The 14600-nt window shown below is 59.6% G+C and carries 12 protein-coding genes; 4 read left to right on the top strand and 8 right to left on the bottom strand.

Annotation, left to right across the window (positions count from 1 at the left end; translation table 11 throughout):
• The first annotated feature begins 114 nt into the window (after positions 1-114).
• Entirely contained in the window at positions 115-3072 is a 2958-nt protein-coding gene (locus D1820_RS15120) for an ABC transporter transmembrane domain-containing protein (protein ID WP_118069611.1), read from the top strand.
• Between the two features lie 70 nt (positions 3073-3142).
• Positions 3143-3991, top strand: a complete 849-nt coding sequence (locus D1820_RS15125; protein ID WP_118069612.1) for a fumarylacetoacetate hydrolase family protein — start codon at positions 3143-3145, stop codon at positions 3989-3991.
• A gap of 99 nt (positions 3992-4090) precedes the next feature.
• Here D1820_RS15125 and D1820_RS15130 read toward each other — a convergent pair whose 3' ends face one another.
• From D1820_RS15130 to D1820_RS15165, 8 genes are all read right to left on the bottom strand, one after another.
• The gene (locus tag D1820_RS15130; protein ID WP_118069613.1) at positions 4091-5323 is read right to left on the bottom strand and encodes a mandelate racemase/muconate lactonizing enzyme family protein; all 1233 of its coding nucleotides are present in this window, start codon (positions 5321-5323) and stop codon (positions 4091-4093) included.
• 29 nt (positions 5324-5352) lie between these two features.
• Positions 5353-6444, bottom strand: a complete 1092-nt coding sequence (locus tag D1820_RS15135) for a Zn-dependent alcohol dehydrogenase (RefSeq protein ID WP_118069614.1) — start codon at positions 6442-6444, stop codon at positions 5353-5355.
• Positions 6445-6590: 146 nt separating this feature from the next.
• Complete coding sequence (locus D1820_RS15140; RefSeq protein WP_118069615.1) at positions 6591-7940, bottom strand: lyase family protein; 1350 nt, start codon at positions 7938-7940, stop codon at positions 6591-6593.
• 182 nt (positions 7941-8122) lie between these two features.
• Positions 8123-8911 carry a 3-oxoadipate enol-lactonase gene (gene pcaD, locus D1820_RS15145; protein WP_118069616.1) on the bottom strand — a complete coding sequence of 263 codons (789 nt, stop codon included), beginning with the start codon at positions 8909-8911 and terminating at the stop codon, positions 8123-8125.
• 94 nt (positions 8912-9005) lie between these two features.
• Positions 9006-10208 carry an endonuclease/exonuclease/phosphatase family protein gene (locus D1820_RS15150; RefSeq protein WP_118069617.1) on the bottom strand — a complete coding sequence of 401 codons (1203 nt, stop codon included), beginning with the start codon at positions 10206-10208 and terminating at the stop codon, positions 9006-9008.
• A 37-nt stretch (positions 10209-10245) separates the two neighbouring features.
• Positions 10246-11220: a threonine/serine dehydratase gene (locus D1820_RS15155; protein WP_118069618.1), complete on the bottom strand. Its 975-nt coding sequence runs from the start codon at positions 11218-11220 to the stop codon at positions 10246-10248.
• A complete protein-coding gene (locus D1820_RS15160) occupies positions 11217-12035 on the bottom strand; it encodes an alpha/beta fold hydrolase (RefSeq protein ID WP_118069619.1) in 819 nt (272 codons plus the stop codon). Before D1820_RS15160 ends, D1820_RS15155 begins: the two co-directional genes overlap by 4 nt.
• Before the next feature lie 52 nt (positions 12036-12087).
• Positions 12088-12774, bottom strand: a complete 687-nt coding sequence (locus tag D1820_RS15165; RefSeq protein WP_118069620.1) for a haloacid dehalogenase type II — start codon at positions 12772-12774, stop codon at positions 12088-12090.
• Positions 12775-12961: 187 nt separating this feature from the next.
• Between D1820_RS15165 and D1820_RS15170 the strand changes: the two genes are divergently transcribed.
• A complete protein-coding gene (locus tag D1820_RS15170; protein ID WP_118069621.1) occupies positions 12962-13390 on the top strand; it encodes a peptidylprolyl isomerase in 429 nt (142 codons plus the stop codon).
• 83 nt (positions 13391-13473) lie between these two features.
• Positions 13474-14568: a nitronate monooxygenase family protein gene (locus D1820_RS15175; protein ID WP_118069622.1), complete on the top strand. Its 1095-nt coding sequence runs from the start codon at positions 13474-13476 to the stop codon at positions 14566-14568.
• The last annotated feature ends 32 nt before the right edge of the window (positions 14569-14600 follow it).

Here is a 14600-nt window from a genome sequence, read left to right on the forward strand (position 1 = left end):
GGTAATCCGGGCTAGGCATATCAGGATCCGTTTCCGCAACTGTCGCCATTTCGGAGCCGTCCCATAGAACGCACTCTCTTTCGGTTTATCTGGACTTACTCCAAGCGCGACCAGATGGTCTTGCTGGTGGTTACTGCCTGCCTGTTTCCATTACTGTATCTGACGCTGGAACTGCCAAAGCGCATCATCAATGATGCTATCGGTGCTCAAAGTTCCAGCATTGATCTGTTTGGATATGAGCTGACCCAGCTGCACTACCTCTGGCTATTGTGCGGCGGGTTCCTTCTGGCGGTGCTGGCCCATGGCCTCTTGAAGATGCGCATCAACACGATGAAGGGTATTCTGGCCGAGCGGATGTTGCGACGGTTTCGTTATCGGCTGATCTCACGTGTGCTAAGGTTTCCGCAGCCGTATTTCGAGCGGGTCAGCCAGGGTGAATTGGTCTCCATGATCACATCCGAGAGCGAGCCCATGGGCGGGCTTATGGGGGATGCGGTCAGCCAGCCGGTTCTGCAGGCGGGTCAAATGCTGACCATCCTGTATTTTCTGTTCATGCAGAATGTCTGGTTCGGGCTGGCGGCTGTTGCGCTTATTCCGTTGCAGGGCTGGTTGATTCCGATGTTGCAGCGCCAGATCAACCTGCTGAACAAGAAACGCATTCGCCAGATCCGGGCCTTGGCCTCTGAAATAGGAGAGAGCGCGGCGGGGGCGTCGACCCTGCGTCTGAATGGCGGCTGGCGCTACCGGATGGCTGTGATCACTGACCGGCTTGGCTGGCTTTATGACATCCGGTTTGAGATCTATCAGAAGAAATTCTTCATGAAGTTTCTCAACAACTTCATTACGCAGTTGACGCCGTTCCTGTTCTACGCGGTGGGCGGCTACCTGGTGCTGGAGGGCAAGGTCTCGCTTGGCGCGTTGGTTGCAGCTCTCGCAGCCTACAAGGATTTGGCGTCTCCCTGGAAGGAGTTGCTGGCCTACTACAACCAGACGCAGGATATGGCGTTGCGTTGGGATGTCATTCTGGAGCGGTTCGATCCTCCGGGAATGGTTGACGAGGCGTTGATGACTGGCGCACCGGATGAATTGCAGCGCCTGAAGGGTGATATCGTCGTTGAGGGGGTCAATGTTCGTGACGCCAATGGCAATCTCGTTCTGGAAGATCTGAACGCGCGGTTCCCGGCAGGGAAGGTGATTGGCGTCGCCGCCCCGTCGGAGGAAGACCGCCGCGCCTTGGCGGGGCTGCTGACCCGGGAATTGCTGCCCTCGGCCGGTGAGGTTTTGATTGATGGCCAGGATATGCGCGACATTCATCAGGCGGTGATCGCCGCACGTATCGGACATGCCACCTCCCGACCGGTGTTGTTTCAGGGGTCGTTCGGCGACAATGTGATGATGCCGATCCGACAGCGGCCACTGGGAGCCGCACAGGATCTGCGGCGGTATGATGTGGCGCAGCGTGCAGGCAATAGTCCCGATCCGCTCGACGCGTCGTGGCTGGATCCGGCCCTCGCCGGGTTCTCCAGCGAGGCGGAGCTGCGCGACTGGTGGCTCAGGCTGGTTTCAGGCATTGGATCCGACACCGCGCTGTTTCGCCGTGGGGTCGAGCAACGCTTTGAGGCCTCAAGCCACCCGGAACTGGCGCAGCAACTCGTCGATCTGCGGGGTACCGTGCAGCAGGCCGTCATCGACGCGGGCCTAGATGACTATGTGCATTTCTTGGCACCTGATCGCTACAACCCGGCACTGCCAGTGGCGGAAAACCTGTTATATGCGACCACACAGGGCCGCATGAGCGAAGACGTGCTGCGCCAACAGGACGATTTCCTTGATCAACTGCGTGACCTCAATCTGGACGCGGATCTTGTGGCCCTTAGCCGTGATGTCGTGGAAATGCTGCGGCAGATCTTTGGTATCGATGGCACCGATCATCCGCTGTTCCGCAAGCTGGGTCTGGAGGCCTCGGCCTATGAGGGCGCGCTCGCGCTGGTGGACAAGACCCGTAACGATGGTGTCTCCGCGCTGAGCCATGAGGAGCTGGCGCGGTTGCTGATCGTTCCTTTCAGCATTTCAGCTGAGCAGATCGGCGCGGCGTTCAGCAGTGAGATAGAAGAGCGTATTCTGGCCTTCCGGCAGAGTCATTCCAGCCAGTTGATGGCGACGCTGGATGATATTTTCGAACCGCTTGATGACCGGGCATTTGCACCTGGCTTGACGGTTCTGGAAAACGCCCTGTTCGGCAAAATTTCCGATAGCGCCGGCGGGCGGGCGGAAGAGGTGCAGAAACTTGTCTCGGATGTGCTGGTGAAGAACGGTGTCCGTGATCACGTGGTTGAGCTGATCTTTGATCTGCCGATTGCGCTGGGCGGGCAGGGGCTTGCAGCCAGTTTTGCGGAGCCGCTTGCGTTCTCACGAGCGTCCATCAAACGTCCCGATATCTTGATCTTGGATGCCGCCATGGCGAGTTATGACCTCGACACTCGGATCGCGATCCATAAGAATCTGCGCCAGCTGTTGCCGGACACCACGCTGATTTACCTTGGCAGCAGCTTCGAAAGCCCGGATGTTTTCGACGGCTACTATGAACTGCGTCAGGGGCGACTGGTCAGCGACAGCCCGGTTGCGGATGCGGTCAGTGATGGCGCGGGGAGTGCGGACCTTGCGCGCAAACTCAGAGCGCTGGAGCAGACAGAGCTGTTCTCCGAACTCAATCGCCGTCAGCTGCGTCTGCTGGCCTTTGGCGCGCGCTGGTACACGGCGAAGGCTGGTGACACCGTGTTTCTGAAAGACGATGAGGCCAGCGATGGCGCGTATATGGTGCTGGAGGGGGAGGCAGGGCTATACCTGCCGCAGGACGGGGAGGCACATCGCTTGGTTGCCAAGGTCGGCGCAGGTCGTCTGGTCGGCGAATTGGGTCTGATCCGGAAGGAACCCCGTGCCCTCAGCATGATTGCGGAAACCGACTTGACCTGTTTGAGGATTGGTGAGGAGGAGTTCCTTGCGGTTGTAGAAAACGATGCGGCGACCGCGTTTAAACTGTTGCAAGTCGTTGCAGGCTATGTGTCGAGCTGATCGCTTTTGAGGCACTGTTTACGCGTCCATGAGAGGCGCGGGCGTTTGGGATCGAGGGGAGGCGACTGCCATGAAATTACTGAGATACTATAGTGGCGCCGGTATTCGTCCGGGTCTCAGAGCCGATGATGGCACTCTGAGAGACCTTGGCGAGCATATCGCGGATCTCACGGGCGCAGAACTAGGACATGACACGCAAGCGAAGCTGGCATCGCTTCCGCTTGCAGATTTGCCGATCGTTCAGGGAGAGCCGAGGTTGGCCCCCTGCGTTGGCGACGTCGGCAAATTCCTCTGTATCGGCCTGAACTACCGGGATCATGCTGAGGAGGCGGGACTTGCGATCCCACAGCATCCGATCCTGTTTCTAAAGGCGAATTCAGCCATCAGTGGCCCAAACGATCCAGTGGTATTGCCGCGCGACGCGCAGAAAACCGACTGGGAGGTGGAGTTGGGCGTGGTGATTGGGAAAACAGCCAAATACGTCGAGGTTGAAGACGCGTTGGACCATGTGGCGGGCTATTGCGTGGTCAACGATGTCTCTGAGCGATCTTTCCAGATGGATCTGTCCGGGCAATGGACCAAAGGGAAGAGCTGCGACAGTTTCGGCCCGATTGGCCCTTGGCTGGTAACACCCGATGAGGTTCCCGACCCGCAGCAACTTGCGCTTTACTGTGATGTGAACGGCAAGCGCATGCAGCAGGGGCACAGCAGTACGATGATCTTTTCCGTCGCCGAAATCATCTCGCATCTCAGCCAGTTGATGACACTGCACCCCGGTGACCTCATTGCAACCGGGACACCGCCAGGGGTTGGGATGGGGCAGAAACCCGACCCGATCTATCTGAAGACGGGCGATACCCTGCGGCTAGGCATCGATGGGCTGGGTGAACAGCAGCAACATATCGTCGAAGATAACTGACTGTATTTCCTCGTTACATGCACTCCCGCCGGTTGCCAGATTTTGGCCAAGATCCGGCCCCGTTGAGCCACGCCGCGCGCGTCTCCTACGTGGCGCTGGTTATTCTTCGATAGGAGGGGCGCCGCCTACAAAACTGTTGCCCTCGGCATAGTTGCATGGGGCATCCTGCATGTTGAGGTGCAGATCATCCCCGATAAAGGGATGGGCGCGGGCAAGGACTTCGTCGACCTCAATGCCAAGACCTGGCGCGTCTGACGGGATCACGAAACCGTCCTCCACAGTGATCCCCTGCTTAATCAGCGCCGCATGAAACGGTGTCTCGATTGTTTCGATCATCAAGAGGTTGGGGATTGAGGCTGCAAGCTGGATATTGGCCGCCCACTCGACAGGACCGGCGTAGAGATGAGGCGCCATCTGTGCGCCGAAGACTTCGGCGATGGCCGCAATTTTCTTGGTCTCCCAGATACCGCCGGATCGCCCCAAGGCCGGTTGCAGGATTTCTGCCGCACCTGCCCGCAAGATGGCGGAGAACTCCGCTTTCGTTGTTAGCCGTTCCCCTGTCGCGACCGGAATGCGGACCCGATCTGCGACCCGAGCCATATCTGCGATTAGATCAGGAGGTGTGGGTTCCTCGAACCACAGGGGCTCATAACGTTCCAACGCTTGGCCGAGCCGAATAGCCCCTGCCGGTGTAAATTGACCATGGGTGCCGAACAATAGATCTGCTCTATTGCCGACGGCCTCCCGGATGGCGCGGCAAAAGGCGACGGATTGGGTGATGTCAGATTGGACCGGCATATGCCCCCCCCGCATCGTATAGGGACCGGCGGGGTCGAATTTGACCGCAGTGTAACCTTTTTCCACGGCTGCGATTGCGGATTCGGCCGCCAGTTCGGGCGTGTTCCAGAACGCATCAATATCGTGATGGGGCAGTGGATAAAGATAGGTATAGGCGCGCAGCCGATCGTTCATTCGCCCGCCAATCAAAGCGTGAACTGGCCGGTCACGATGCTTGCCGAGGATATCCCAACAGGCGATCTCAAGGCCAGAAAAGGCGCCCATGACGCTCAGGTCGGGGCGCTGCGTGAAACCCGATGAATAGGCCCGCCGAAACATCCATTCGATATTTTCGGGATTCATGCCCTGCATATGCCGCTCAAAGACATCGCGGATCACATGCGTCATTGCGTCAGGGCCAACGGAGGCGGCGTAACATTCACCCCAGCCAGTAATGCCGGTGTCGGTGGTCACCTTGACCAGAATCCAATAGCGCCCTCCCCAGCCAGGAGCGGGGGGAGCGGTGACAATGATGTCCAGATCTTGCAGTTTCATGTCAGGTTCTTCCGTGTCTGCTCTGAGGTCTATTGGTCAAAAAGAATGACGTTGCGGCGCGCCGATCCTGTTTTTGTATCGGCAATTGCTGCATTGATGTCTCCAAGGCTCCAACGCCCGGAAATCAACTCGTCCAACTTCAGGCGCCCCTGCTGATAGAGGTCCACCATCCACGGAATATCGCGCTGAATTACCACGTCACCCATTTTGGAGCCGATCATGCCTTGCCCGATGGCGGCCATGATGACCGGCTCATAGCTGGCTTTCGCGCCTGAGTGCGGCATGCCGATCATCACCATGCGCCCACCGATGCCCAGATATCGCGTGGCCTGCTCATAGGCCGGGATAGCGCCAACCGTGACCAGAACAACATCAGCCCCTCTGCCGCCAAGAGCCTTGTATGACGCCTTCCATGGCGCATCGAGGCGGCCGAGGACTGTGTGGGTCGCGCCAAACTCCTTGGCAATCTCCAGCTTTTCCTCGCTCAGATCGACGGCAACGATCCGGCGCGCACCTGCGATGCGGGCGCCCTGGATCGCATTGAGGCCAACGCCCCCCGCGCCGATCACAACAACATCCTCGCCCGCGCGCAGCTTTGCGGCGTTCACTGCGGCACCAACGCCCGTGATGACGCCGCAGGAGATAAGCGCGGCGACATCTTTGGCTATTTCGCTTGGGATTTTTACGATCTGGCGTTGATCCACAACCACTCGCTCTGCAAAGGCACCGCAGGCCATTGCCTGCATCAACGGCGCACCGTCAGTGGTTTTGAGCGGGCCGTTGACTGCATCATAAGGGGTTTCGCATAGGGTTGGCGCACCGCCTGCGCAGCTGGGACAGCTGCCACAGGATCGGATCAGAGTGACGACAACGCTGTCCCCTTCAGCAAAGCCCTGTACATTGTCGCCGACGGCGCTGATCACGCCAGCGGCTTCGTGGCCATAAACGGCAGGCAAAAACCCACCCCAAGCGCCCTCTGCAAAGGAGATGTCGCTATGGCAGATCGCAACGGCGTCCAGCGTCACCTCAACTTCTCCAGTGCGAGGCGCGGCGAGCTGGACATCTTCGATCACGAGAGGGCTACCAAACTCGTGGCAGACGGCGGCTTTGATGATTGGCATGCGATCTCTCTCCCTGTTTGCAGGCCACGGTGGACCGGGGGGCGGAGGGCTGCAAGTCTGAAACCGTCAGTGAAACGTCGTATCCCGAGGCACATAGGCGCAGGGAGAGCAGGATGGGCCCGCCTAGATCGCTGATGAGCAGTGTATCACGTCGATTCTTGGCGGCCTTTCAGAGCGGCCACTGTTTTTACAAATCGTTGTGCCTCGTCCGGGGCTGACCCAAGTTGCCGGGTGGCGTCAAAGAGTGTTGCGTGATCCAGCTCTGGAAACTGCACGGCAGCAACCTCTTGCAGGGGTACATCCTGCTGTGCAGCCTTGGTGCAGAGATCCTTGACCGCGGCCTGCGCCTCACCTCTCCGCATCTGTTCTGCCAAGGCAAAGCTCAGCGCTTCTGCATAGATTGTCCCATTGGCAGCGTGGAGGTTGGACAACATTTGCTTGGCGTCTGGTGCCAGCCCTTTGGTCATGGAGACAGCGGTCCGGGCGGCAGTTGCGGCGCAGAAAACGATCTGTGGAAGGCTCAGCCATTCGCCAAACCAGCTGGCGCCGTCGCGTTGGTGTTGATGCGCGGCGGCATGATGCAGAGCCGAAAGCTGTGCGGTCGCCTGCGATGCCAGCGCGATCAGCGCTGAGGTGGCAACTGGGTTCTGTTTCTGCGGCATGGTTGAGGACGCGCCTGCCGTGCTGGTTGTCAGCTCGTCAATGCCGCTTTGGCGCAGGGCCAGGCAATCGGTCCCCAATTTTCCCATTAAAGTGCAGGCGCGGGTGAGCCAGTCTGCGATCCGCAGAACCGGACTGCGATCCGTGTGCCAGCTGCGATGCGGATCCGCCAGCGACAGTCCCGCAGCCAGCTCGGCGCGCAGCTCACTGGCCTTGGATCCCAATGCGCTGGACGTTCCAGCAGCACCGGAAAGTGACACGAGCAGACAGGTTTGGCGGAGCACTGGCAGCTCTTCGAGCAGTGCCGCCAGAGGCTGCCCCCACGTGGCCACAACGGCCCCGAAGCTGGTCGGGGTGGCCAACTGACCATAGGTGCGTGCAGCCATCGGAAGGTTGGCATGAGTGCCCGCCATATCGGACAGTTGCGTAAGCAGGGTGAGCAGATCAGTCTCAACTGCTGCAAGTGCCTGCCGCAACCGAAGCATCAAGGCGCTGTCCATAATGTCCTGCGAGGTCGCGCCCCAATGCACATATTGGGCGTGCTCCGGCGCGTTCATCTCATTCCTCAAGGCATTCACCAGACCGGGAACCGGGACGCCATTCTGTCCGGCCGATTGGGCCAATGCGCCGGGGTCCAGAGCGACCTCCATCACCGCGCGGCCAATCGCTGCAGCACTCTCCCCCGGGATCAGGCCGAGCTTGCCCTGCGCCTTGGCCAGTGCCCCTTCGACCAGCAGCATGGCACGGATTTCGGCACTGTCTGAGAACAGCCGGGAAATATCTCCGGCGGAAAACAATGAGGCATAGAGCTGGCTGTCGAAGAGAGAAGCGGCCATCAGAGATCTTTCACTAGGGGTGCGATAGCCGCTGTTATCTGATTGGGGCAGTAGTGGGCGGCAATTGGGATATGTTCAGGTCTGTTATCTTATCATGGGATAAATCGGCTACCGTGTGTGCCACATATTGGGGTGAGTTCGTGCGTTTCCGAGCAAGCACCGGCCTGCGGTTTATTGGCTCATCAAATATGGCCTTGCTCCGTCAGGAAGGTGATCAGACGATCCGCAAAAACCTCGGGCTGTTCGACACAAGGTATATGGCCGGCGCGGCGGATCAACTCAAACTTGGAACCGGGGATGAGATCGACCGTTTCGCGTACAAGATCCGCCGGTGTCGCGCCGTCGTCTGAGCCCGCAATGCCTAAGGTCGGCAATCGTAAGCCGCTGGTGGGGGTGTAAAAATCCGTCCCGGAGATCGCCGCGCAGCATCCGATGTAGCCTTCGACCGATTGCTGGAGCAGATGGGCGCGCCAATGAGACAGCTCGGGCGACTTGCGAAATGCGGGGGCAAACCATCTCTCCATGATGGTGTCTGCAACGGCGTCAATCCCATCACGTTTGATCGCCTCGATGCGCTGCTGCCAGGCGGCGGCGGTTCCGATCTTGGCGGCGGTGTTGGACAGCACCAGCCCACGCATCAGATCCAGCCGCTTGATCGCCAGCCCTTGCGCAATCATGCCGCCGATTGATAGCCCGACAAAGATGCAGCCCTTCACCTGCAACTGGTCCAGTAAGCGCTCGGCGTCGCGGACCAATGTTCCCATGGAGTAGGGCGCTGGTGTTGCGGGTGTGCCGCCATGGCCACGCAGATCGTAGCGGATAATGCGCAGTTCTTTTGGAAGTCGTTCCACCACCAGATCCCAGACATGCAGATCAGTGCCAAGAGAATTGGCAAAGACCAACGGAGGTCCATCGGCGGTTCCATCCAGTTGGTAGTGTAGCTGGACATCGCCCAGGTCAGCAAATGGCATAGGGGGCTCCGGGGTGTGTTCAGTCGCGCTTATTAACGCGGGCTATCCGTCAGGTAAAGTCGGCCAGACCGTGAAGAAATACGCAAAACAGACCCTAATCGGCAGATTTGAGCCGCATGTGGGCCATGATCTGCCCGTGATCAGAGGCGAGTTTATTGTAGGGAGCTTCGGGGTGGCTGCCATCGGTCAGATGGTCATTGAAGACGCTGAAATATTCCATCTCTCCGATGCGGCCTGCCCAGTCCGGATCAAAATGACGGGACATATAGATCTGATCGATGCTTTCATGAACGCCGCCAAATGCGGTGGTGTAGACCACATCGCGGAGTGATTTTTTGAGGAATTGCTTTTCTGCCGACCGCAATCGAAACTTGTCGATTGTCTCGCGGATGTGCCGATCCTCCTCTGCACTGTAACGGTCGCCGGTGTGCCGGGCATCATGGCGCAGCATCCAGGAATAATTCCGAAACGGTGTCTCGCCGCTGATGATCTCGGAGCTGACGGCGTTTTCCCCGTCGTTGAAATCTCCCAATACCATGACCGGTCGGTTCTGTTCCAATTCGTCCAATATCATTCGCCGCAGCACCCAGGCTTCAGCCATACGGCGCAGAGCTGCGCGCAGCGCGCCCAAGGCGCGACCACCCGCATCATAGGCCGTGAGCACGGTTTCAGGCGGGTAGGGTGCACCTTGCGGGGTGATGAACTCACCCAGTTTGGATTTCAGATGACAGTTGAAGACGCTGACAATCTGACCGGCAACGGGGATCCGGGCCCTCATGATCGGGCGCGACAGCCGTCTCAGCGTGTAGTAGCCCGCGTCCTCTTCGCCACCAAGGCAGGCCATCGGAATATCCAGAGGTTGCGGCAGGTCCTGAATAATCTCGACCGGTTCAGCGAAGCCATATCGTGAAAGGATCGCGAGGCCAGGGCGCCGTTTCCCTGGTGTTTCGCTGTCGTTTATGTTGGGCGCAAAAGCCAGCTCAGCCTCAGTGTAGGGGGTATAGGCCAGTTTGCGGAAAATCGCCTTTCGATGATAGCGTTTGGAACGGTCAGGCAGGCTGGCGGCATTTGCCTCCTGCCCGCGCCGGTCGGTCTCAGCGATAATCTCACGCAGCGGCGCTTCCTCGAAAATCTCCTGGAAACCAACGATATCGGCATCCAGCGTCAACAACTGATCGGCCATCCAATCGGCCTTCCACGCGTATTCTTCAGGCGTGTAGCTTTGAAATTTATAGTATTCCTGATCCGGACCTATCAGGTTTTTCACGTTGAAGGATGCGATGGTGAATTCGGTCATGTGGTACTCCAAACTCGATAAGGGCGGTCATTCGGAGTCAGCCGAACCGATGCAACGCCTCGGCAAAAAGGGCTGCGTCGACATTGCCGCCTGTTGCGATAGCGATTGTGGCAGGGCCGCTCAATTGGTCACCATGGAACAGGGCCGCTGCGAGAGACACCGCGCCGCCGGGTTCCAACACGATCTTCAGCCGTGAAAAGGCCAGCGCCATGGCGCGCATCGCGTCCTCTTCGCTCACCACGATGCCGGAGCTGCAGAGACGCGACAGAATAGGGAAGGTGATGTCGCCCGGTGCGGGTGTCAGGATGGCATCACAAAGTGAGCCCGCAGAGGCCTCGTTCCGGCAGATTTCACCTGCAGCCAGTGATCGGGCGACATCATCAAAACGCTCAGGTTCACAAGGGCTGACTGTCATCTTTGGCGCGGTCTGTTCCAGAGCAAGCGCGACGCCGGCGGTCAAACCTCCACCACCGCAGCACACCAGAACATCCGCTTCGCTCACGTCAAGGTCCGCAGCTTGGCGGGCAATCTCAAGGCCAACAGTGCCTTGTCCGGCGATCACCTCGGCGTCGTCGTAGGGTTTGATCAGGGTAAGGCCGCGCGCCTCTGCCAGTTCTGCTCCGATGGCATCACGGTTGTCTTTGGCCCGGTCGAACAAAACCACCTCCGCGCCGAGCGCGCGCGTATTGGCAATTTTGATGGCTGGCGCATCCTGCGGCATCAGGATCACGGCGGGCGTCGCATGTGCGGCAGCCGCAGCGGCCACGCCCTGTGCATGATTGCCACTGGAATAGGCCAATACGCCGCGGTGTCGCTGGTCGTCGGTCAGTGCCGAGAGGGCAGCCCAGCCGCCGCGAAACTTGAACGAACCAGTGTGTTGCAGGCACTCGGCCTTGATCAGCACACGGCGTCCGGCAATGTCGTCCAGAAACGGCGAAGATAGCAACGGCGTCTCCCGTGCGTGACCACTCAGGCGGTCGGCAGCTGCGGCAATCGCGGCAAAGGATGTCATTGAATAATCTCCAGAATGCGATGGATAAGCGCCAGCGACTTGGGCTCATCAAGGAAGGGGACATGACCCCGGTCCGGGACCTCCACGGCGAGCAGCTCCGGCAGGTGGCACTGCATTTTTTGGTAGGTATCGGCGCTGAGAATATCCGAATTGCCCCCACGGATGACGCCCGATGGCACCCCCCTGAGGGATTGGAACAGCGGCCACAAATCCGGCGGCGGCCCGGCGGCGGCCTGTGCCAGTAAGGCGTCGCGCAACCGCGCGTCGTAGCGTAGGGCCAAACCGTCCTGTGTCTGGGTGTAGAAAACCTCCACCTCCTCGCGCCAACGCGCCATTGGCACATCGGGAAATGCTGGGGCCATATGTGCCGCCAGCACCGAGGCGGCCTGTTCATGAGTTTTGGCCGCAGGGCGATGCCCGACATAGGCCATGATCCGCGCGATGCCATCCGCAGGGATTTCTGGCCCTACGTCGTTCAGGATCACGCCAGCTAGCCTGTGTTTGTGCAAGGCGGCCAGCGCCATAGCAACCAGTCCACCGCGAGAGGTGCCCAGAAGTGTGACGCGATCAATATTCAGATGATCCAGCAGCTCAATCACATCCTGTGCTTCACGCGGGACTGAATAGCTGTGAATGTTCTCGGCGTATTGCGACCTGCCTCTACCGCGTGCATCCAGCGTGATCATGCGATGCCCACGGATATGCGGCCGAAGATATCGAAAATCCTGCCCGTCGCGGGTCAGACCGGCCAGACACAGCAAGGGGGGGCGCCCCTCCATGCTTGTTTGGTCGGGATCGTCATAGGCGAGCTGCATCCCATCCGAGGTGGTGAAGACTGAAAGCGGTCCTGATGTAAGCGACACAGGGTTATGTCCCAAGCAATGTCGGAATACTGCTCAGGTCGCTCAGGATATGATGTGGCGTCCAAGGCAGGCGATCCATGGGCTCGCCGCTCCGATTGACCCAGGCGGTGGTGAATCCATACCCCGCCGCGCCGGCGGCGTCCCAGCCGTTGGAGGAGACAAACAATACCTCGTCGCGCTGACAGTTGAACCGTTCCTCGACGAGGTCGTAGACCTGTGCATCGGGTTTGAAGACCCCGACGGCCTCGACAGACAAGACATCGTCCAGCAGCCCGCTCACCCCGGCCGAGTTGACTGCACCTTCCAGCATCTTGGGTGATCCATTGGACAGGATCGCTGTCTGCAGCCCAGCCGTCTTGAGCGCGCGCAGCATCTGCGGCACCTCCTCATAGGCCTGAAGCTGCCAATAGAGATCGAGCAACCGTTTGCGGAGTTGCGGATCCCCACTGAGGCCGGTGGCGTCCATCGCCCAGTCCAATCCATCTTGGGTGACCTGCCAGAAATCGGTGTGGGCGTCGGTGATGGCGCGCAGCCAGGTGTATTGCAGCTGCTTCAGTCGCCAGTGGTTGGCCAGCTCGGCCCAATGGTCGACCAGATGCGGGAACTCTGGTTCCTGGGCGGCTTGCCGCGCGGCCGCCGTCACGTCGAACAATGTGCCATAGGCATCGAAGATACAGGTTGTGATCGCCATGGGGTCTCCCGTCCGGTGTCCTGCGGTTGCGTCAGCCTAGGCGCAAAACGGGCGTCAATTCCAGCCACAATGCGGTGCATCCCGTGACAAACAGCTACCAGTTCTGGGCGCTGGTCGGTTGGGTTTACATCAGGGGTGGGTCCTATACTGTGCGCGCCTTTGTAACGTGAAACCAACTGGAGGTCCCATGACCGAGGTAAAAAGCGGCGATACCGTACGCATCCACTACACAGGCAAGCTGACAGACGGCAGCGTCTTTGACAGCTCCGACGGGCGCGAGCCGCTTGAGTTCACCGTTGGCTCCGGTCAGGTCATTGAAGGTATGGACGCAGGTCTGGCTGGCATGACCGCAGGCGAGAAAAAGACGCTCAACATTTCTGCTGATCAGGCCTATGGCCCCAGCCATGATGAGGCGCGTCAGACCATCCCGCGCGAAGGCATTCCCGATGACATCCCGCTTGAGGTCGGCACCCAGCTGCAGATGCAGGCGCCAACCGGGGAAGTTCTGCCGGTAACCGTGGTTGAAGTGACCGAGGCGACCGTGACCCTTGACGCCAACCACCCGCTGGCGGGCAAGGATCTGATTTTCGATATCGAATTGGTATCAATCAACTAAGACCGGATGAGGTGGCGCCTCTTGCGCCGCCTCATCAAACCGGCTCTTTTGCGCAATTAGGATTTGTGGCGAAAGAGGGTGAGATGAGCGGGATTTCCACGTCAGCAGCATTGATGGATCGCTTGGGGATATCCGTGCCGATCCTGCAATCTCCAATGGCGGGTGTCAGTACGCCCGAAATGGCGGCGGCCGTCAGCAATGCGGGCGGGCTCGGTGCTCTGGGCATCGGCGCGGCACGTGTCGAGCAGGCCGAGAAAATGCTTGTTCAGACAGCAGCGCTGACCGAGCAGCCCTTCAATGTCAATGTGTTCTGCCATCAACCTGCGACCGCAGACCCTGTGCGAGAGGCGGCTTGGCTTCAACATCTGTCACCTGTGTTTCAGGGCTTCGGCGCGACGCCACCGCAGGGTTTGCGCGAAATATACACCAGTTTTTGCGTAGATCGCGACATGCAGGACATGTTGATCGCGCAGCGCCCGGCGGTTGTTAGCTTTCACTTTGGCCTGCCTTCGCAGGATGTCATCGCGGCACTGAAAACCGCAGGTGTCGTAGTGCTCGCCACCGCAACCTCGCTGACTGAGGCCCGTAGCCTGGAGCGCGCTGGCATCGATGCCATTGTTGCGCAGGGGTGGGAGGCGGGCGGCCACCGGGGCATTTTTGATCCCACCGGTGAGGATGAGCGGCTGCAGACCTTACCGCTGGTCCGCGAATTGGCGGCGGCACAGACGCTGCCAGTGATCGCCGCAGGCGGGATGATGACCGGGGCGGATATCGCCGATGCTCTGGCCGCAGGCGCTGCAGCGGCGCAGCTCGGCACCGCCTTCATTGCCTGCCCGGAGAGCAGTGCCGACGCAGGATATCGGGCAGCCTTGTTGGCCGACAATCCCGAAACGGAAATGACCGCGGTGATCTCAGGTCGCCCGGCACGCTGCCTGAGCAACCGATTTACCGATTGGGGGCGCCAGAACCGTGATGTTGAGATCCCGGATTACCCCATCGCTTATGACGCCGGGAAGGCGCTGAACGCGGCGGCAAAAAATCGTGATGAGGTTGGGTATGGTGCGCAATGGGCAGGGCAGGGTGCCGCCCAAGCGCGGACGATGCCAACGGCCGAGCTAGTCGCCACGCTTGCACGGGAATTGTCGGTAGCGCAGCGGGGGAGCCGTGCGCCGGAATAAGAAAAGGGCACCGCTGCGGGTGCCCTTCGGTC

This window comes from Phaeobacter sp. LSS9, assembly GCF_003443595.1.
GTDB lineage: Bacteria > Pseudomonadota > Alphaproteobacteria > Rhodobacterales > Rhodobacteraceae > Phaeobacter > Phaeobacter piscinae.

Bases quoted from the DNA above. Each gene is read 5' to 3' on its own strand.
- pcaD (WP_118069616.1), bottom strand. From the start codon at position 8,911: ATGCCATTTGCTGACCTGGGCGATGTCCAGCTACACTACCAACTGGAT.
- D1820_RS15135 (WP_118069614.1), bottom strand. From the start codon at position 6,444: ATGCCAATCATCAAAGCCGCCGTCTGCCACGAGTTTGGTAGCCCTCTC.
- D1820_RS15125 (WP_118069612.1), top strand. From the start codon at position 3,143: ATGAAATTACTGAGATACTATAGTGGCGCCGGTATTCGTCCGGGTCTC.
- D1820_RS15175 (WP_118069622.1), top strand. From the start codon at position 13,474: ATGAGCGGGATTTCCACGTCAGCAGCATTGATGGATCGCTTGGGGATA.
- D1820_RS15130 (WP_118069613.1), bottom strand. From the start codon at position 5,323: ATGAAACTGCAAGATCTGGACATCATTGTCACCGCTCCCCCCGCTCCT.
- D1820_RS15120 (WP_118069611.1), top strand. From the start codon at position 115: ATGGTCTTGCTGGTGGTTACTGCCTGCCTGTTTCCATTACTGTATCTG.
- D1820_RS15160 (WP_118069619.1), bottom strand. From the start codon at position 12,035: ATGCAGCTCGCCTATGACGATCCCGACCAAACAAGCATGGAGGGGCGC.
- D1820_RS15150 (WP_118069617.1), bottom strand. From the start codon at position 10,208: ATGACCGAATTCACCATCGCATCCTTCAACGTGAAAAACCTGATAGGT.
- D1820_RS15155 (WP_118069618.1), bottom strand. From the start codon at position 11,220: ATGACATCCTTTGCCGCGATTGCCGCAGCTGCCGACCGCCTGAGTGGT.
- D1820_RS15170 (WP_118069621.1), top strand. From the start codon at position 12,962: ATGACCGAGGTAAAAAGCGGCGATACCGTACGCATCCACTACACAGGC.
- D1820_RS15165 (WP_118069620.1), bottom strand. From the start codon at position 12,774: ATGGCGATCACAACCTGTATCTTCGATGCCTATGGCACATTGTTCGAC.
- D1820_RS15140 (WP_118069615.1), bottom strand. From the start codon at position 7,940: ATGGCCGCTTCTCTCTTCGACAGCCAGCTCTATGCCTCATTGTTTTCC.